This is a genomic window from Megasphaera vaginalis (ex Srinivasan et al. 2021) (genome assembly GCF_000478965.1).
Lineage (GTDB): Bacteria > Bacillota > Negativicutes > Veillonellales > Megasphaeraceae > Megasphaera > Megasphaera vaginalis.
The window spans coordinates 50,238-68,371 of sequence record NZ_AWXA01000053.1; the positions used below are offsets into that span (position 1 = coordinate 50,238).

The 18,134-nt window shown below is 50.2% G+C and carries 17 protein-coding genes and 1 riboswitch; of the genes, 16 read left to right on the forward strand and 1 reads right to left on the reverse strand.

Going from position 1 to position 18,134, the window contains the following annotated elements; genetic code table 11:
• Positions 1–8: 8 nt before the first annotated feature.
• The 12 genes from HMPREF1250_RS09410 to HMPREF1250_RS09465 all read left to right on the forward strand — a co-directional run bounded on the left by HMPREF1250_RS09410 (position 9) and on the right by HMPREF1250_RS09465 (position 13,486).
• Entirely contained in the window at positions 9–2,201 is a 2,193-nt protein-coding gene (locus HMPREF1250_RS09410; protein ID WP_023054493.1) for a RelA/SpoT family protein, read from the forward strand.
• On the forward strand, positions 2,201–2,650 hold the full coding sequence (gene dtd / locus HMPREF1250_RS09415) for a D-aminoacyl-tRNA deacylase (RefSeq protein WP_023054420.1): 450 nt from the start codon (positions 2,201–2,203) through the stop codon (positions 2,648–2,650). Before HMPREF1250_RS09410 ends, dtd begins: the two co-directional genes overlap by 1 nt.
• Before the next feature lie 12 nt (positions 2,651–2,662).
• Positions 2,663–3,298: an MBL fold metallo-hydrolase gene (locus tag HMPREF1250_RS09420; protein WP_023054490.1), complete on the forward strand. Its 636-nt coding sequence runs from the start codon at positions 2,663–2,665 to the stop codon at positions 3,296–3,298.
• 3 nt (positions 3,299–3,301) lie between these two features.
• Positions 3,302–4,429 carry an AI-2E family transporter gene (locus HMPREF1250_RS09425; RefSeq protein ID WP_023054412.1) on the forward strand — a complete coding sequence of 376 codons (1,128 nt, stop codon included), beginning with the start codon at positions 3,302–3,304 and terminating at the stop codon, positions 4,427–4,429.
• Complete coding sequence (locus tag HMPREF1250_RS09430) at positions 4,401–4,874, forward strand: Fur family transcriptional regulator (protein WP_023054468.1); 474 nt, start codon at positions 4,401–4,403, stop codon at positions 4,872–4,874. The genes HMPREF1250_RS09425 and HMPREF1250_RS09430 overlap by 29 nt, the downstream gene beginning before the upstream one ends.
• The gene (hemZ, locus tag HMPREF1250_RS09435) at positions 4,867–6,324 is read left to right on the forward strand and encodes a coproporphyrinogen dehydrogenase HemZ (protein ID WP_023054389.1); all 1,458 of its coding nucleotides are present in this window, start codon (positions 4,867–4,869) and stop codon (positions 6,322–6,324) included. The genes HMPREF1250_RS09430 and hemZ overlap by 8 nt, the downstream gene beginning before the upstream one ends.
• The gene (gene hisS, locus HMPREF1250_RS09440) at positions 6,324–7,589 is read left to right on the forward strand and encodes a histidine--tRNA ligase (protein WP_023054443.1); all 1,266 of its coding nucleotides are present in this window, start codon (positions 6,324–6,326) and stop codon (positions 7,587–7,589) included. Before hemZ ends, hisS begins: the two co-directional genes overlap by 1 nt.
• Before the next feature lie 7 nt (positions 7,590–7,596).
• A complete protein-coding gene (gene aspS / locus HMPREF1250_RS09445) occupies positions 7,597–9,387 on the forward strand; it encodes an aspartate--tRNA ligase (RefSeq protein ID WP_023054418.1) in 1,791 nt (596 codons plus the stop codon).
• Between the two features lie 184 nt (positions 9,388–9,571).
• A complete protein-coding gene (locus HMPREF1250_RS09450) occupies positions 9,572–10,084 on the forward strand; it encodes a ferritin (protein WP_023054496.1) in 513 nt (170 codons plus the stop codon).
• A 90-nt stretch (positions 10,085–10,174) separates the two neighbouring features.
• Positions 10,175–10,993, forward strand: coding sequence for a hypothetical protein (locus tag HMPREF1250_RS09455; RefSeq protein WP_023054479.1), 819 nt, complete (start codon positions 10,175–10,177; stop codon positions 10,991–10,993).
• A gap of 64 nt (positions 10,994–11,057) precedes the next feature.
• Positions 11,058–11,135, forward strand: a riboswitch (ZMP/ZTP riboswitch).
• A 49-nt stretch (positions 11,136–11,184) separates the two neighbouring features.
• On the forward strand, positions 11,185–12,864 hold the full coding sequence (locus tag HMPREF1250_RS09460) for a formate--tetrahydrofolate ligase (protein WP_036243230.1): 1,680 nt from the start codon (positions 11,185–11,187) through the stop codon (positions 12,862–12,864).
• Positions 12,833–13,486: a cyclodeaminase/cyclohydrolase family protein gene (locus HMPREF1250_RS09465; protein ID WP_023054444.1), complete on the forward strand. Its 654-nt coding sequence runs from the start codon at positions 12,833–12,835 to the stop codon at positions 13,484–13,486. Before HMPREF1250_RS09460 ends, HMPREF1250_RS09465 begins: the two co-directional genes overlap by 32 nt.
• Positions 13,487–13,549: 63 nt before the next feature.
• On the opposite strand, the gene HMPREF1250_RS09470 is transcribed toward HMPREF1250_RS09465, so the two are convergent.
• Positions 13,550–13,948: a hypothetical protein gene (locus HMPREF1250_RS09470; RefSeq protein WP_023054458.1), complete on the reverse strand. Its 399-nt coding sequence runs from the start codon at positions 13,946–13,948 to the stop codon at positions 13,550–13,552.
• Positions 13,949–14,385: 437 nt separating this feature from the next.
• On the opposite strand from HMPREF1250_RS09470, the gene trmL reads away from it, so the two are divergent.
• The 4 genes from trmL (at position 14,386) to typA (ending at position 18,071) form a co-directional block, all read left to right on the forward strand.
• A complete protein-coding gene (gene trmL, locus HMPREF1250_RS09475) occupies positions 14,386–14,874 on the forward strand; it encodes a tRNA (uridine(34)/cytosine(34)/5-carboxymethylaminomethyluridine(34)-2'-O)-methyltransferase TrmL (protein ID WP_023054442.1) in 489 nt (162 codons plus the stop codon).
• 12 nt (positions 14,875–14,886) lie between these two features.
• Positions 14,887–15,234 (forward strand): YlbF family regulator, encoded by a 348-nt coding sequence (locus HMPREF1250_RS09480; RefSeq protein ID WP_023054401.1) that lies wholly within the window; start codon positions 14,887–14,889, stop codon positions 15,232–15,234.
• Positions 15,224–16,150 carry a UDP-N-acetylmuramate dehydrogenase gene (gene murB, locus HMPREF1250_RS09485; RefSeq protein WP_023054473.1) on the forward strand — a complete coding sequence of 309 codons (927 nt, stop codon included), beginning with the start codon at positions 15,224–15,226 and terminating at the stop codon, positions 16,148–16,150. Before HMPREF1250_RS09480 ends, murB begins: the two co-directional genes overlap by 11 nt.
• 112 nt (positions 16,151–16,262) lie before the next feature.
• A complete protein-coding gene (gene typA, locus HMPREF1250_RS09490) occupies positions 16,263–18,071 on the forward strand; it encodes a translational GTPase TypA (RefSeq protein ID WP_023054406.1) in 1,809 nt (602 codons plus the stop codon).
• Positions 18,072–18,134 lie beyond the last annotated feature (63 nt).

Consider the following 18,134-nt stretch of genomic DNA (forward strand, 5'->3'; position numbering starts at 1 on the left):
GAATCGATATGGAGTTTAAAAATAAGGAAGAAGAATTCAGGCGCTTGGTGAATACGATACGCGAGTACCAGCCTGCAGCTGATTGCAGTGACGTAAAAAAAGCTTATGAATTGGCCGAAAGCGCCCATCAGGAACAGCATCGTGTCAGCGGTGAACCCTATATTCTGCATCCCCTGGCAGTGGCACAGATTCTGGCCGATATGAAAATAGATACGACGACGATTACAGCGGCCATACTTCATGACGTTGTCGAAGATACGGAATGTACTCTTGATGATCTGACGAGGCTTTTCAGCAAAGAAGTGTCGTTCCTCGTTGACGGGGTAACGAAATTGAGCCGCATTGATTATCGTACCAAAGAAGATCAGCAGATCAACAGTATGCGGAAAATGTTTCTGGCCATGGCGAAAGACGTTCGCGTCGTTGTCATCAAGCTGGCTGACAGGCTGCATAATATGCGTACCTTGAAATATATGCGCAGCGACAAACAGAAGCGGATTGCCCAGGAAACGCTGGAGATTTTTGCGCCTTTGGCGCACCGGTTGGGGATCTTCAATATTAAATGGGAATTGGAAGATCTCTCCTTCCGGTACTTGGAACCGGACAAGTACTATGATCTTGTCGATCAGATGAAACAGAAGCGTCATGTTCGCGAAGAAATTGTGAATGAAGCGATTGAAGTGCTGCGCAAATCGTTGGGGGAATCGCAGATACGTTTTGAAATCAACGGCAGGCCGAAGCATTTTTACAGTATTTATAAAAAAATGAAAAAAGATAACCGCGACTTGAGTCAGGTCTATGATCTGTACGCCATCCGGGTCATCGTTGATACGGTACAGGACTGTTACGGCGTTTTGGGCATTGTACACAGCCTTTGGAAGCCCCTTCCTTACCGGTTTAAAGATTATATCGCCATGCCGAAACCCAATAATTACCAATCACTCCATACAACTGTCATCGGTACGCGCGGGCAGCCAGTAGAAATTCAGATCAGAACCTGGGATATGCATCACATTGCCGAATACGGTGTTGCGGCGCATTGGCGTTACAAAGAAGGAAATGCCAACGGCGGTAAGAACGAGTTTGACGAAAAGATGGGCTGGCTCCGTAATTTGCTGGAATGGCAGGATACGAGCAATCCCCAGGAATTTGTTAACGCCTTGAAACTGGACGCTTTTTCCGATGAAGTTTTCGTTTTTACGCCGCGCGGTGACGTCATCGATTTGCCGCAAGGTGCCATTCCCATCGATTTTGCTTATCGGATTCATACCGATGTCGGTCATCGTTGCGTGGGCGCGAAGATAAACGGCAAAATCGTGCCTCTCGATTATGCGTTGAAAAACGGCGACATTGTCGAAATTGTTACGTCAAAAACGGGCAAGCCGAGTCTTGACTGGCTGAAAATAGTAGGCAGCTCGGAGAGCCGGTCGAAAATTCGCAGTTGGTTCAAAAAGGAAAATCGCGAAGAAAATATTGTCAAAGGGATGGAAGCGCTGGAACGAGAATGCCGGCGCCTCGGCCATGATTGGAAGGAACTCAATAAAAGCGGCCGTTTAGCCCGCGTCGCCAAGCAAATGAATGCCGGCAGTGAAGAGGATTTGACGGCTGCCGTCGGGTACGGCGGTTTTGCCGTGAATACGGTGCTGATTAAACTTCTCGAATTCCACAAAAAGGATGTGCAGAAGGAAGAACTGTCGAATATTGACGTGATCGAAAAGCTGCGGCCGAAAAAAACGGTGCATAAGAGCGGCTCCGGTATCCTGGTAAAGGGAGAACAAGGTCTTCTCGTCCGTTTGGCAAAATGCTGCAGTCCCGTTCCCGGCGATCCGATTGTCGGCTTTATTACGAGAGGTCGCGGCGTTTCCGTTCATCGCGCCGACTGCCCCAATATCAGTAACGAACAGGCCGATATCGACAGGCTTATCGATGTGGAATGGGATTATGGCGGCACCGAGACCTTTGAAGTTAACCTGGAAATTACGGCCTATGACCGTACCGGCATTATGGCCGAAATTATGGCGGCGCTGGCGGAATTGAAAATTTCCATCGTTGCCATGAATGCCAAAATAAACGATGCCAAAATAGTGACGATCCACATGGGAATCAGCATTAAAGATTTGTCGCAATTCGAGTTCATCGCTACGAAAATACGGCGCTTGAAAGATGTTTATACAGTTGATCGATATACGGGAGGTACTTGATGCGGGCAGTAGTACAACGGACCTTACAGTCGTCCGTCACGTCGGCGGGGGAACTGGTCGGGACGGCGGCGCATGGCTTGACCGTGCTTCTCGGCGTAGCCAGGGAAGATGGGCCGGCAGATGCGGTATACTTGGCGGAAAAAATAGTTAACTTGCGGATATTTGAAGACAATAAGGGAAAGATGAACCGTTCGTTGTTGGATTTTGGCGGAGAAATGCTCGTCGTATCGCAATTTACGCTTTGCGGTGATGCGCGTCGTGGCAGACGGCCGAGTTTTACGGAAGCGGCGGCTCCGGAGCTGGCGGAATTACTGTATACCGATTTTGTTCGCCACGTAGAACGGCAAGGCATCACCGTCGGCACAGGCAGGTTCCGGACGGAAATGGTCGTGTCGCTGGAAAATGACGGCCCGGTGACGATTTTGCTGGATAGTCGGAAAACTTTTTAGGAGGCATGTGCAATGTCAATGAAATATGAAATGATGATGCTCGGATCGATTATGACGAATTGTTACGTCGTTTACGACGATGCGACGAAAGAAGCGATGGTTGTCGATCCGGCATGGGATTACCAGGCAATTGACGCCGCGTTGCGGGAAAAGTCGTTAACGTTAAAATTGATTTTTCTGACGCACGGTCATGCCGATCATATCGGCGCGCTGCAGGAACTGCGGATACGGAAAAATGTTCCCGTCTATGTCGGCGCCGGCGATGTGGCGCTTATTTCCAATTCACATAATAATTTATCTGCTTTTATGGGCAAGCCCATTGAATGTGAATCGCCTGATTATATTGTGCATGACGGGGATACAATTACGTTGGGGACCTTGACGTTTACGGCCTATGAAACGCCTGGGCATACACCGGGCGGAATCAGCTTATACGGCGAAGGCGTTGTCTTTTCCGGCGATACGCTCTTTCAATATTCCATCGGCCGGACCGATCTGTACGGCGGTTCGGCGGCTACGCTATTGGACAGCATCAATACGAAGCTGATGGCTTTGCCTGATGAGACTGTCGTTCTGCCTGGACACGGGCCGGCGACGACAATCGGCAAAGAGCGGCTGAACAACCCGTTCCTGGATGGGAGCTGGTAACTGATGACGGCCTATAAGGAAGCTCAATTCTGGCTGCGCGTCGTACTCGCCGTTTTTGCCGTTGCACTCTTCCTGTCGGTTCATGCCGTTTACTGGCCCGTTGTCGTATCGCTGATCATCACGTTCGTCTTGATTCCTGTCCGGGACGGTATCGGCAAGGGGCTGAAAAAGATAACGAAGCGGGATGTGCCTGTCGGTGTGTCTATCATTCTTTCCTTTGCCGTACTGCTTTTGACCCTGTTCATTATTACCAACATTATTTTGCGGCCGCTCCTGGCGCAGGTCAATTTACTGGCCGCCAATTTCAATACCATCGTCAATCAGATGGCGGCCTTGGTCACACAGTTGGAAAATGAGCAGACGCAGTTCTATGTGCCTGATCAGGTGAAAGCCGTTATCAACGACACCTTTGTCAAGATCAGCAATTACGGTATTGACGGCATTCGCGATCTGATCAGGTCCATTTTCGTCATTGCCGGTACTGTTGTCGAGTTTTTTGTCGTACCTTTCATTACCTTCTATTTCATGAAAGACGGCAAGAAGATGGTCAATTCCTTTATCGCCATTTATCCGCCCGGCTATACGGCTCATATCCGACAGGTCTTCATTGAGATACATCACGTCCTGAGCCGGTATATTCGCGGTCAGCTGCTGATGAGCTGCATCATTGCGACGCTGACATTTTGCGGTATGTGGTTCATGGGCGTGCCCTATCCTATGGTTATCGGTCTTCTGGCGGCTGTCACGGAATGGATACCGATCATCGGTCCGATTATCGGCGCCGTTCCGGCAGTTTTGCTCGGCGCAACCGTCGATTTGCCATTGGCTGTGAAGGTACTCGTTTTTTATGTCGTTGTCCAGCAAATGGACAGTCACTTGATCATGCCGCAAGTTATGGGGGCCGTTATCAGCATCCATCCCGTTGTCATCATGATCTCTCTTCTCGTAGGCGGGACGCTCTTCGGCGTGACGGGAATGGTTTTGGCCGTTCCGATAACGGCGGTTCTCCAAATTATAGGCAAGCACTTATGGTTTTATAATTCATACAAAGAAAAGGCAGATGATTCCTGTGGAAAAAACGAAAGAAGAAGTCCTGGAACTGATGATGAAGCGCATGAAGGACAAAATTAAGGATAAAAAATACAAAATGACGTCACAGCGGCAAGTCGTACTTCGCGCTTTTGTTGAAAGTTCGGCCCGTCACTTGAGTGCTGAAGATGTTTTTGAAATCGTCAAAAAAGTTGCGCCCGATATCGGCTTGGCGACCGTATACCGCACGCTCGATCTTTTTACGGAAATGGATCTGTTGAAAAAGCTCGATTTTGACGACGGCTGCAGCCGCTATGAATTGAACGACTGCGAAGAAGACGGCCATTTTCATCATCACCTGATTTGTCTCAGCTGCGGCAAGGTTTGGGAATGCAAGGACGATTTGCTGGAAACGTTGGAAACGATTTTGCAGAAACGCCTTCATTTCCACACAGTCGATCATCAGCTGAAAGTTTACGGCTATTGCGAAGAATGTGAAAAAAAGCGGCAAGCTGACGGACTTGATAAGGAAACGGCGGATGCCTGATCGGCGCGAGTCCTATACCTACAGGGGGCCTGAAACGTATCATTCCCATGTCGGACAGATCATGGCCTGTCTGGGGTATAGCGGCGGTCATGAGCCGCGTACTGTCGGCGCGCAGGTCGTCATTGAGGAAAGCGGCGGCAACTGCCGTCTCTGTTGCCGCTTTCTCCAGGCAGGCGCCGTTGCGGAGCGGCAGGCCTTACTGACGGCACGGCGGGAGCGGCAGGAAATGAAAGATTATCTGCTGCAATGGCATCGCGACATTTATCATTTGCCGCCGTCACCGTGGGGATCTTTGATCGGTGTACGTCCTACCAAACTGGTACATCATATTTTGGACAGCGGCGTTTCACCGCAAGCGGCTGTTGGCCGGTTACAGGAGACCTATGGCGTTGCGGAAAAAACGGCTTCCGAATTGGTGAAAATGGCGCTTCTGCAGCGTCCCTATGTAACGAACCGGCAGCGCAGGGCAGCCGTTTACGTCAGTATTCCCTACTGTTCCAGCCATTGCTTGTACTGTTCTTTTCCGTCACGGCTGATCGGCGGCGAAGAGCCTTCGCATTTGGCCGGCTTTCTGGCGCGGCTGGAAGCGGATGGGGCTGCTGCCGCCGCTTTATGCCGCGAGTTTGCTCTTACTGTCGATGCCGTCTATGTCGGCGGCGGGACGCCGACGTGTTTGCCGCTGCCGCTTCTGGAGCGGTTATTGCGAATTTTGCAGCCCTTGGTGACGGCGGCGACGGAATGGACGGTGGAAGCGGGTCGGCCCGATACGGCGACGGCAGAGAAGTTGCAGTTGCTGAAGCGATACGGTGTCAATCGGATCAGCGTCAATCCGCAGACCATGCAACAACCGCTCTTGGATCTGCTGGGACGGCGGCATCGGATAGAAGACATATACACCATGATGGCTTTGTGCAAAAAACTTGCTTTTCCTGTGATCAATATGGATTTTATTGCCGGTTTGCCGCGACAGACGCCGGAAAATATGCAGGAGAATATGGAAATCGTTTGCCAATTGGGGCCCGAAAATGTTACAATTCATACGTTAGCATTAAAAAAGGGCGCTCCGTTATTTCATCACGACTTGCGCCGCGCTATCGGCACGGCGGAGGCGGTGACGGCAATGGTAGACTATTGCCGGGAGAAATTACAACGTGCCGGCTATGTACCGTATTATCTGTATCGGCAGAAATACATGGCCGCCGGTTTGGCCAATATCGGGTACGCATTGCCGGGAGCGATCGGTCGTTACAATATTGAGATGATGGAAGAACGGCAGACCGTCATCGGCATCGGGCCGGGCAGCGCCAGCAAATTTATTTCCCCGACATCGAACCGGATGGAAAAGCTTTACATGCCTAAAGATATTACACGTTACGGGCAGATACTTGCGGCGCAGCTTGAAGAGCGCCGTCGTTTGTGTACCGTCGTATATGGAGGAGAGGATAGATAATGGCAATTACTGCACCGCGGGGTACGCAGGATTTCCTGCCGGAGCAGACGGCGGAATGGCAGATCCTGGAAGCGAAGATCCGGCAAATTTGCAGCCTCTACGGCTTCGGCGAGATCCGTACACCTATATTTGAGAGTACCGAGCTCTTTCTGCGCGGTATCGGCGAGACGACCGATGTCGTCACGAAAGAAATGTACACCTTTGATGATCGCGGCGGAAGGAGCATGACGTTGCGGCCTGAGAATACGGCCTCCGTCGTTCGCGCTTTTCTGGAGCACAAACTATATGGCGATCCGAAAATTCATAAATTCTATTACATGGGTCCCATGTTTCGTCATGATCGGCCGCAGGCGGGGAGATATCGGCAGTTTAACCAGTTCGGCGTCGAAGAGATCGGTTCGAAGGACCCGGCCGTCGATGCCGAGATTATTGTCATGGCTTTTCAGCTTTTTCATGAACTGGGATTGAACGACTTGGTTCTCCATTTGAATTCCGTCGGCTGTCCCAAATGCCGCCCTGTTTATCGTCAGAAACTGTTGGATTTCTTTGCCGATAAAAGGGAGATGCTTTGTGACGACTGCAACGCCCGCTTGGAAAAAAATCCGCTTCGCGTTCTTGATTGCAAGGAAGACGGCGAAAAAATGATGGTTCTCGGCGTGCCGCAATTGACAGAAAATCTTTGTGACGATTGCAAAACGCACTTTACCGCTGTTCAGGCGTATTTGACGAAGATCGGCATTCCGTTTATCCTGGATCCGCAGTTGGTTAGGGGCCTCGACTATTATACGAATACGGCTTTTGAAATCATGTATGCCCCCCTCGGCGCGCAAAGCACGATCTGCGGCGGCGGCCGCTACGACGGCCTGATCGCCGAAGTGGGCGGGCCGCCGACGCCGGGTATCGGCTTTGCCATCGGCATGGAACGATTGCTGCTCACGTTGAAAGAGCAAGGTCTGCTGCCGCCGGTTCCGGAAAATAAACCGGTCTTTATCGTTGCCTTGGGGAATGCCGCTAAGACGATAGCCTTCGGCTGGCAGCAAGAATTGCGCCGTCGCGGTATTTATGCCGAGATCGACGTTATGGGGCGGAGCATGAAGGGGCAGATGAAAGCGGCTAATAAATTGGGCGCCGCTTACACGGTCATTATCGGTGAAGAGGAAATGACGGCGCAGACGGCACAGATTCGCAATATGGAAACAAAGGCGCAGGACAGTGTTGCTTTTGATGATATCGTTGCTTACGTAGAAGCACATAAGAAGGGATGATTACGTAATGGATACAATGGAAGGTTTAAGTCGTTCGCATTATTGTACGGCCGTTTCGGAAGCCGATACGGGTAAAGAAGTCGTTCTTTGCGGTTGGGTGGAACGTCGCCGCGATCACGGCGGCTTGATTTTTATCGACTTGCGTGACCGCACGGGCATCGTGCAGGTCGTCGCTTCGCCTGATTATGCCGAAGAAGCGTTTAAAAAAGCGGAACAGGTGCGTAACGAATACGTGTTGGCCATTCGCGGCATCGTCCGCCTGCGTGACGCTGAAACAGTAAATCCCAAGATGGCGACTGGCACGATCGAAATCCGCTGCGAAGAAATGCGCGTGCTGAATCTGTCCAAAACACCGCCCTTCTATATTGAAGATCATATCGATGTCGACGAAAAAATCCGCTTGAAATATCGCTACCTCGACTTGCGTCGCCCGGAAATGCAGAACAATTTGATTATGCGGCATCGCGTTAAACATGCTATGCGTGAATTTCTCAACAGTCGCGGCTTTATCGATATCGAAACGCCGGAATTGTGCAAGAGCACTCCAGAGGGAGCACGTGATTATCTCGTGCCCAGTCGCGTCAATGACGGCAAGTTTTACGCATTGCCGCAGTCCCCGCAGATTTTCAAACAGCTGCTGATGATTTCCGGTATGGATCGTTATTATCAGATCGCTCGCTGTTTTCGTGACGAAGACCTGAGAGCCGACAGGCAGCCTGAATTTACGCAGCTTGACCTGGAAATGTCCTTCATGAGTCAAGAAGATATCCTCCAGCTGACGGAAGCTATGATTTGCCATGTCTTCCAAGCCGTTTTGGGTCATGAAATCGAGCGGCCGATCCGACGGATCACCTGGGATTATGCAATGGAAAATTACGGCTCAGATAAGCCGGATCTCCGTTTCGACATGAAATTTCACGATATTACGGCGCTCGTCAAAGATACGGAATTCAAAGTTTTCCGCAGCGTGATTGAAAACGGCGGTCAGGTCAAGGCGATTAATGTTAAGGGATATTCACAGATACCGCGCCGCGAACTGGACGGACTGGTAGAATACGTTGCTACCTACGGCGCCAAAGGACTGGCCTGGATCTGCTTTACGCCGGACGGCTTGAAATCACAGGTTAAGAAGTTCCTCGGTGAAGACACGCTTCAGGCTATCGGCAGAGAATGCGGGTCCGAAACGGGCGACTTGGTGTTGATGATTGCCGACAAACCTTCTGTCGTCGCGGCTTCTTTAGGAGAATTGCGTAAGGAAATGGCACGCCGTACGAACTGTATCCGTGAAGATGAATTTGCTTTTACCTGGGTCGTCGACTTCCCCATGTTCGAATATAGTGAAGAAGAAAAACGGTATGTCGCCATGCACCACCCGTTTACAGCCATTCGTGACGAAGATCTGGACAAGTTGGAAACCGATCCCGGCCACGTTTATGCCAAGGCCTATGACCTCGTTCTCAACGGCGTAGAATTGGGCGGCGGTTCATTGCGTATTTATCAGCCGGAACTGCAACAGCGCGTTTTTAAAGCTATCGGCCTGACGGAAGAAGAAGCGGAACAGAAATTCGGCTTCTTGCTCCGTGCCTTTGAATATGGCGCGCCGCCGCATGGCGGTTTGGCTTTCGGCTTGGATCGGATGATCATGCTGATGCTGAAACGTAAATCCATTCGCGATGTCATCGCTTTCCCGAAAACGCAGAATGCTATCGATCCGATGAGTGAAGCGCCGTCACCGGTTACGCCGAAACAGCTTCATGAATTACATATTCAGATAGAAGAAGAGTTAGTCAAAAAATAACGTATTACTGCCGCCAGCTCTATAGAAGAGAGGCGGCAGTTTTATTTAAAAAGCAATTTATTTGTTAATAATCATTGTAATTTATTTTAAACGTGGTTTACTATGTATAAATCTTATAGAGATTGCGTTGATGACTATTTTTAGGAATAGCCCTGGTCCGCGAATAGACAAGGAGGAACGCAGCATGTTGGATAACAAAGTAAAAGAGCTTATTAACAAACAGATCAATCAGGAATTTTATTCTTCGTACCTGTATTTGGCATTCGCCAACTTTTATTACGATAAAGGACTCGACGGGTTTGCTCATTGGTACGATGTGCAGGCGCAGGAAGAACACGATCATGCGATGCTGATGCGTACATATCTGCATAATAACGGTGAATCCGTGACGTTTGAGGCGATTGAAAAACCGTCTTTGGCCTGTAACGATATCATCGATCCGATGAAGGCCGCTTATGCCCATGAACAATATGTCACGCATCTGATCAATGAAATTTACAGAGCTGCCGACGAGGTTCACGATTATCGTACGATGCAATGCTTCGACTGGTTCGTCAAAGAGCAGGGAGAGGAAGAAAAGAATGCCGACGGACTGATCAAAAAATACGAACTTTTCGGTTCCGATCCGAAGGGGCTGTACGCGCTGAATCAGGAATTGCTCGGCCGTACGTATGCAGCGCCGACGTTGGTTCTGTAAGTCTTGGCAGAAGGACCCGCAAATTTTGCGGGTCCTTTTTATTTTGGCGGTGACGGGATATGGTATAATAAAAAAGAAAGGAGAAAAGTGATGCAAACTATTCATTATGTAATGGCAGATCCCAGCGGGAACACGACTGTTCTTGTCTTGGATCGAATCGATCGGGCTGATCATAGTGTTGTAGCCGCCAAGTTGCTCGTCTCCGAAGCACTTGAAGCGGAACAGGTTGCTTATCTGACCATGGATCCGGCAGACGGCACTGCTCTTCGCATTGATATGATGGGCGGCGAGTTTTGCGGTAACGCTTCGCGCAGTGCCGCCGCTTATGCCCTGTCCTTGACGAGAGAGGACAAGGGAATGTATCGTGTATCCTGTTCGGGTTGCACTGTGCCGTTAGGTGTTGCCGTTGAGCGTAAAGGGGATGTTTTTCAAGCCGTCATTGATATGCCTCTGCCGGAGTCGGTGGAAGCCGTGCTGATTCCCGTCAATGATTTACCGTACCGGTTTTTCAAGGTGACGTTGCCGGGAATCGTGCATTTCGTTTATTTCGTACAAACCGGCGATAATGTCGATAAGGAAATTTATTGGCAGGCGCTGCGCGAATATGTCTCTACTGACGCCTATGCGGCATACGGGCTAATCATTGTCGATACGCAGGCGCTGACCATGGTTCCTGCCGTCTATGTGGCGGAAACGGATACACGTTACTGGGAACGAAGTTGCGGCAGCGGATCGGCAGCGGCAGCGGCGGCGTTGGCCTGTGTCGGGAGACGGAATGTAGCTTGTACATTGCGCCAGCCGGGCGGCGCAATTGCGATTGCTGCCAAAGTCGATGACGGGGAATTGCAGTCGCTTCGTATCGGCGGAACAGTTGCGCTTTCAGCTGTACAAACGGTGCTTATTGAATAAGCGGACAGGGGCCTTGCAGGGACGGCTGATTGACAAAGACAGATGCCGTTTTGTATAATAAATGCATAGATCATGTGACTGACGGAAGTGGGTTGACCACAGGGAGCATGATCGATGCGAGCCGACCGTCTGGGCAGAGATTCCGGAATGTCGGTATTTTTTTTGCTACTATCGAGGAGCTGACGATGACGATGGAAAAAGTATTGAGTGATATTCAAATCGCGCAACGGACAACGTTGGAACCGATTACGAGCATTGCGGAAAAAGTGGGCTTGACGGCAGATGATTTGGAATTATACGGTAAATACAAGGCAAAGATATCCTTTGACGCGATTCGACGCCTGTCCAAAAACCGGGACGGTAAATTGGTCTTGGTAACGGCAATCAATCCGACACCGGCCGGTGAAGGAAAGTCGATGACGACGATCGGCCTGGCGCAGGCGCTGAATCGCATGGGACATAAGACGATCGTCGCCATGCGCGAGCCGTCTCTCGGCCCCGTTTTCGGGATTAAGGGCGGCGCCGCCGGCGGCGGCTATTCGCAAGTATTGCCGATGGAGGATATCAATCTCCACTTTACCGGCGATATGCATGCCATTACAACGGCCAATAACCTGCTTGCAGCAGCTATTGATAATCACGTCCATCAGGGAAACTCCCTGCGCATTGATATCCGCCGGGTCGTCTGGAAACGCGTCATGGATATGAATGATCGCGCGCTGCGTAATGTTGTCGTCGCTATGGGGGGAACCGTTTGCGGCTTTCCCAGAGAAGACCACTTCATGATTACCGTCGCTTCGGAAATTATGGCCGTCCTTTGCCTGGCGGAAGATCTGATGGATCTGAAGCGGCGCATGGCGAATATTATCGTCGCCTACGATTTGGACGGGCAGCCTGTTCGGGCCGGCGATCTCGGTGTTGCCGGCGCCATGGCTGTTTTGATGAAAGACGCCATCAAGCCCAATCTCGTGCAGACGACGGAAAACACACCGGCGCTGGTTCATGGCGGTCCTTTTGCCAATATTGCGCACGGCTGCAATTCCGTCGTAGCGACGAAACTGGCCATGAAGATGGGGGAAATCACGGTTACCGAAGCCGGTTTCGGCGCCGATCTGGGCGGCGAAAAATTTATGGACATTAAATGCCGGTTTGCCGGTATTAAACCGGATGCCGTCGTGCTCGTAGCAACAATTCGGGCTTTGAAAATGCATGGCGGTGTGAAAAAAAGCGATTTGCAAGTGGAAGATGTGGTCGCTCTGGAAAAAGGGTTTGCCAATCTGGCCAAGCATATTGAAAATATGCGTAAATTTGATGTTCCCGTTCTGGTCAGCATCAACCGCTTCCTGACCGATACGCCGGCGGAAATTGAAAAATTGACCGATCTTTGCCGCGCTTACGGCGTTGATGTCAGTTTGGGCGATTGCTGGGCGCAAGGCGGCGCCGGCGGACTGGATATGGGTGAAAAGGTACTGGCGCTCATGGCGGCACCGAAGAAACCGTATAAACCGCTTTATGAAGCAACGGAATCTATTGCCAAAAAATTGGAAACGATCGTCAGGGAAATTTATGGCGGTGACGGCGTCATCTTTGAAAGCAGAGCGAAGAAACAAGTGGAAGAATTGGAAAGACTGGGGCTGGACAAAATGCCTGTCTGTGTAGCGAAAACGCAGTATTCCTTATCGGATAATGCCGATCTGCTTGGCGCGCCGACAGGATTTACCGTTACGGTCAAAGATGTGCGCGTCTGCACGGGCGCAGGGTTTATTGTTTGTGAAACGGGAAATATTATGACTATGCCGGGCTTACCGAAGGTGCCGGCGGCGAATCGGATGGATATTGATGAAAACGGTGTTATTACAGGATTGTTCTGATCGTAAGAGGCCTTTTGGCAAAGCGGTAATCGAAGAGTTTTTGGCAGCGGCGTCCTCGGCGGAGCCGGTTCCGGGCGGCGGCGGCATTGCCGCTTTAACGGCGGCTTCAGCAGCGGCGCTTTTGGAAATGGTAGCCAATTTGACTGTTCATAAAAAAGGCTGTGAAAAGGTTGCGCCGCTGTTGACGGCGACAGCGGCGGAGGCTGCCTCCTTGAGGCGGCAATACATAGCCGCCATTGATGCGGACGGCGAAGCGTTTGCCGCCGTTTTGACGGCCCTGCGCATCAATAAGGCAGAGATATCCCGGTCGGAACGGGTACAGGCTGCCTTTCGCCACGCTGCGGAAGTTCCCTTGGCATTAGGCGTCAGTGTGTATGATTTACTGTCCTTGGCGGTGCAGGTTGTGCGATACGGCAATGTCTGGGTCATTACGGATGGCGTTATCGGCGCCATGAATGCGCGGGCCGCCATGCGTTCGGCCTTTTACAGCGTCCGCATTAATTTGAAATCCATTGACGATGAAGATTTTGTGCGGAAAACCTGTCAGCTTATGGAAGAGACGGAACGAAAGGCAGCGTTGTTGGAAGCGGAAATTGAACGTGTTTACCGGGAAAGGCAATGACGAAAAAGATAAAAAAACGGACCGCCGCCGGCAGTCCGTTTTTTATCATACGTCGAAATATAATCAGTTATTATTGAATTTATTGAACCAAGCTTTGATGCCTTCCTTCGGATAAACGCCGGTCATTGTTTCATTGAGCGCTTTACGAACGGCCGCTTCATCATACAACGGATAAATATCCTTGTATTCATCATAAACGTCCCAGAAATCGCGCATGTGGAGATTTGCGTACGTTTCGCCGTAGACTTTGAAACAGGAATCGCAGAGCGTGATGAAAACCGCTTCTTCGTCTTGCTGACGGGAATCGTCAAGGCCGCAGCAGCGAGTATACAGATTAATATTGCCGAAAAGCTGATGCAGGTAATCGTATACTTTGGAAACCATCTCCGGTTCCAACTGAAGCAGTTTACAGCCCGGGGCGAAATAAATGGGATATTGCGCAATGTTGTCAAATGAATCCATAGATACACACCTCTTTTAATAAGATCTTTTTTTGATAATAGTCATTATTGTTTGTATTATACCATAAATATGAGGTAAATGCAATAAAACGATAATTCCTATGATTATTGATAATAATTAACAAAATGATTCAAAATAGTGTAATGCCGGGTTTTACCGATGACGTTGAAGGGGCAGTGCGGGATCTGGCGAAAAGATTGAAGATTAAAAATATGTAAAGATAAAATAGTTTTTCGGCATAAAATCTTATGACGATGCGAAATGATCTTCCGTCAGTCAGTACGATATGGAAGAAACTGCCGGTGTGTATCCGTGCAATCGGACCGTTTGTGAATACCTCTTAATGTCGCGAACCGTTCATTTTTGCGGCAGATGGAGAAGGGACGCCTTGTTATTCTCCGCCGTTTCTTGTACAATACTTCATGGAGATGATACGAATGCATATTGTAATGGTAGAACCGGAAATTCCGGGAAATACGGGGAATATAGCGCGTCTTTGCGCGGCGAATCATATGACGCTTCACTTGGTCAAGCCTTTGGGATTTTCCCTGGAAGATAAATATCTGAAACGGGCGGGACTGGATTATTGGGATCTTGTCGATGTCCAGGTTCATGAAAACTTTGCGGCAGTGCAAAAAGCCTATGAAGGGCATCGTTTTTATTATTTAACGACAAAATCCGAACAATGTTATGCCGATATTACATTTCATGAAGATGATCTGATCGTTTTCGGCAAGGAGACGAAAGGACTTCCGGAAGCGTTATTAAAAGCGGCGCCGGAACGCTGCTTCCGCATCCCGATGAGGGAAGAAGCGCGCAGCCTGAATTTGTCGAATGCCGTTGCCATCGTTTCTTACGAAGCGTTGCGTCAACTCGGATTTCCGAAATTGGCAAAGGGCGGCATAGGGATTGCGAATTTACAATAAGAGGTGTTGGCGATGGACGTATTTGTAAAGGCGAATGAATTGGCGCAGGCTATTCAGGCATGTCCCGAATATGTGGCGCTGTTGGCAGCCGGAAAAAAATTGGCAGAAGATCAAAAGACGGAAAAAATGGTGCGTGAATTTTTATTGACACAGGCTGAACTGGCCTATGCGCAGTCCATGGGCGATAAGCCGATTAAGAAGAAACTGGAAACGATGAATCGGCTGGCAGCCATTATCAAAACGCGCTCCGGAGCGGTGGAATATCTGGCGGCATATAACGCGTGGCAGGCGAAGGCCGGAGAAATTTATCAGATCGTGCAAAACGCAATGGCAGAAGGAATGAGCATTCTTGATCACTAAGACGGCAATAAACGAGTTTGTTTCTCAACTTCATACGGTATTCGACGACAAACATCTGCTGGTTCATGAGCCGATGCGGTTTCATACGACCTTTGCCGTCGGCGGACCTGCCGACGTGCTGGTGCTGCCCTATTCGGTAAAAGAGTTGTCCTTATCCATCAGAGCGGCCCGGCGTTTGGGATTGCCCGTTACGGTTCTCGGCGGCGGTTCCAATGTGCTCGTTCGTGACGGCGGCATACGGGGTGTTGTGATTCAGTTGAACTGCATGCACAAGGTCCTGTCGGCACATGACAATAAAATTCTTGCCAGCGCCGGTTTTATGCTGGAAGATGTCTGCGCCTTTGCGCAGAACAGGGGGCTTACGGGCATTGAATTTGCCTGCGGTATTCCGGGTACGCTCGGCGGCGCCGTTTTCATGAACGCCGGCGCTTACGGCGGAGAAATGAGCCACGTCGTATCTCGCGTTCGTACCGTTAACGGTCAGGGCGGCGTTCAAACTTATGTTACCCCCGATTTCGGCTTTTCCTATCGCATGAGCAAGTTCCAGGAGTTGCAGGAGTATGTCGTTGAAGTGGAATTGCTTTTGGATTACGGCCGGCAAGACGTTATTCAGGCGCTGATGGATGAACTCATGGAAAAGCGACGCAGCAAGCAGCCGTTGGAAATGCACAGTGCCGGCAGCACGTTCAAGCGGCCGCCGGGATATTTCGCCGGTACGCTGATTGACCAAACGGGGCTGAAAGGCCTGTCCTGCGGTGATGCGGAAGTATCGGTCAAACACGCCGGTTTTGTTGTCAATCGCGGCAATGCATCGGCCCGAGATGTACTGACCGTTATCCATGAGGTACAGCGCCGTGTTAAGGAAGCTTACGGCGTGACGCTGGAAACGGAAGTCCGTATTATCGGTGAAGAATAAAATGCTCGTAAAAAAGATCCTGTGTATAGGCAAACAGGATCTTTTGTGTTATACTACATAAGTTACAACAAGATAAATTTTGTTATTTCTTTGTATAGGAGAGAACAGCCACATGGAACGTAAGGATATCCGTAATATTGCTATTATTGCTCACGTTGACCATGGTAAAACGACCTTGGTCGATGCCATGTTGAAACAGAGTCATGTTTTCCGTTCGAATGAAAAGGTCGCCGAACGGATCATGGACTCCGGAGATATTGAACGTGAACGTGGGATTACTATTTTATCGAAAAATACGTCGGTCATGCATGACGGTGTAAAGATCAATATTGTCGACACGCCGGGGCATGCCGACTTCGGCGGTGAAGTAGAGCGCGTGCTGAATATGGTAGACGGTGTCCTGCTCCTGGTCGATGCCTTTGAAGGTCCCATGCCGCAGACCAAATATGTATTGCGCAAGGCGTTGGAACAAAAATTAAAACCTATCGTGGTCATCAATAAGATTGATAAACCCGACGCCCGTGTAGCCGAAGTGGAAGATGAAATCCTGGAGCTCTTCATGGAATTGGAAGCTGACGACGATCAGCTTGATTTCCCCGTTATCTATGCTAACGGTCGTGACGGCGTCGCCAAGGTCCGGATGGAAGATGAAGCGACGGATCTGCAGCCCCTCTTCCAGTCGATTATCACGCATTGCCCGTGTCCGAAAGGTGATGCCGACGGTCCGCTTCAGTTCATGGTCACGACGTTGGACTACGATGATTATGTCGGGAAAATAGCTGTCGGCCGCATTGTTCGCGGCAGCATGATGCCGAATCAAAATGTATTGATTGTTGACGGAGAAAGCCAGCGCAGAGCGAAGATCAGCCGCGTTTATACGTATGAAGGATTAAGCCGGGTCGAACAGGAAAAAGGCGCGGCGATGGGGGACATTGCCTGCATCATCGGTATTCCCGATATCAAAATCGGTGAAACCGTTGCCGATGTCACCAATCCGGAAGCGTTGCCGAAGATCAATATTGATGAGCCGACCTTGTCCATGATTTTCTATGTCAATGACAGTCCCTTCGCCGGCCAGGAAGGCGATTTCGTCACGAGCCGTCACCTTCGGGACCGACTTTTCCGCGAGGTGCAGACGAATGTCAGTCTTCGCGTTGAAGAGACGGACAGTGCCGACGCCTTTAAGGTATCCGGACGAGGTGAACTGCACATTGCCGTTTTGATCGAAGAAATGCGCCGGCAAGGATATGAAATGCAGGTCGGCAAGCCCAGCGTCATTACGAAAGAAATCAACGGTCAGAAATGCGAACCGCTTGAAGCGCTGACGATTGACGTGCCGCAGGAATTTATGGGATCGGTTATGGAAAAGCTGGGGACGCGTAAGGCCGAAATGGTCAATATGGTTGATCTCGCCGGCTATACGCGTTTGGAATTCATCATTCCCGCCCGCGGGCTGATCGGTTTCCGCAGTGAATTTCTGACGGCTACGAAAGGGAACGGTATCATGTACCACGTATTTCACGGATATGCGCCTTGGAAGGGTGATATTCCCGGACGGACACGGGGCAGCCTGGTGGCTTTTGAAAGCGGCGAAACAACGGCGTACGGAATCTACAATCTTCAGGATCGCGGCGTGATGTTCATTTCTCCGGCTCAGTCTATTTACTTGGGGCAGGTGATCGGCGAAAGCAACCGCGACGTCGATATTGACGTCAACCCGTGCAAGAAGAAGCATTTGAGCAATACCCGGTCATCCGCTTCCGATGAAGCGCTCCGGCTGACACCACCGCGTATTATGAGCTTGGAACAGGCGCTGGAATGGGTCAATGACGATGAACTCGTTGAAGTGACGCCGAAGAGCATTCGTCTCCGCAAGGCCATTTTGGACAAACACGACAGAAAAAAAGCGGCGCGCAAATAGAGGGTAAAGACTTCCTGCCCATAAGGTGGGAAGTTTTTTTATCATTAAAAAAACAGAAAGAAA

Coding starts and splice junctions, on each gene's coding strand:
- HMPREF1250_RS09455 (WP_023054479.1), top strand. CDS start 10,175: ATGCAAACTATTCATTATGTAATGGCAGATCCCAGCGGGAACACGACT.
- HMPREF1250_RS09480 (WP_023054401.1), top strand. CDS start 14,887: ATGGACGTATTTGTAAAGGCGAATGAATTGGCGCAGGCTATTCAGGCA.
- dtd (WP_023054420.1), top strand. CDS start 2,201: ATGCGGGCAGTAGTACAACGGACCTTACAGTCGTCCGTCACGTCGGCG.
- HMPREF1250_RS09425 (WP_023054412.1), top strand. CDS start 3,302: ATGACGGCCTATAAGGAAGCTCAATTCTGGCTGCGCGTCGTACTCGCC.
- aspS (WP_023054418.1), top strand. CDS start 7,597: ATGGATACAATGGAAGGTTTAAGTCGTTCGCATTATTGTACGGCCGTT.
- hemZ (WP_023054389.1), top strand. CDS start 4,867: ATGCCTGATCGGCGCGAGTCCTATACCTACAGGGGGCCTGAAACGTAT.
- typA (WP_023054406.1), top strand. CDS start 16,263: ATGGAACGTAAGGATATCCGTAATATTGCTATTATTGCTCACGTTGAC.
- trmL (WP_023054442.1), top strand. CDS start 14,386: ATGCATATTGTAATGGTAGAACCGGAAATTCCGGGAAATACGGGGAAT.
- HMPREF1250_RS09460 (WP_036243230.1), top strand. CDS start 11,185: ATGGAAAAAGTATTGAGTGATATTCAAATCGCGCAACGGACAACGTTG.
- HMPREF1250_RS09465 (WP_023054444.1), top strand. CDS start 12,833: ATGAAAACGGTGTTATTACAGGATTGTTCTGATCGTAAGAGGCCTTTT.
- HMPREF1250_RS09450 (WP_023054496.1), top strand. CDS start 9,572: ATGTTGGATAACAAAGTAAAAGAGCTTATTAACAAACAGATCAATCAG.
- HMPREF1250_RS09430 (WP_023054468.1), top strand. CDS start 4,401: ATGATGAAGCGCATGAAGGACAAAATTAAGGATAAAAAATACAAAATG.
- HMPREF1250_RS09470 (WP_023054458.1), bottom strand. CDS start 13,948: ATGGATTCATTTGACAACATTGCGCAATATCCCATTTATTTCGCCCCG.
- hisS (WP_023054443.1), top strand. CDS start 6,324: ATGGCAATTACTGCACCGCGGGGTACGCAGGATTTCCTGCCGGAGCAG.
- HMPREF1250_RS09410 (WP_023054493.1), top strand. CDS start 9: ATGGAGTTTAAAAATAAGGAAGAAGAATTCAGGCGCTTGGTGAATACG.
- HMPREF1250_RS09420 (WP_023054490.1), top strand. CDS start 2,663: ATGTCAATGAAATATGAAATGATGATGCTCGGATCGATTATGACGAAT.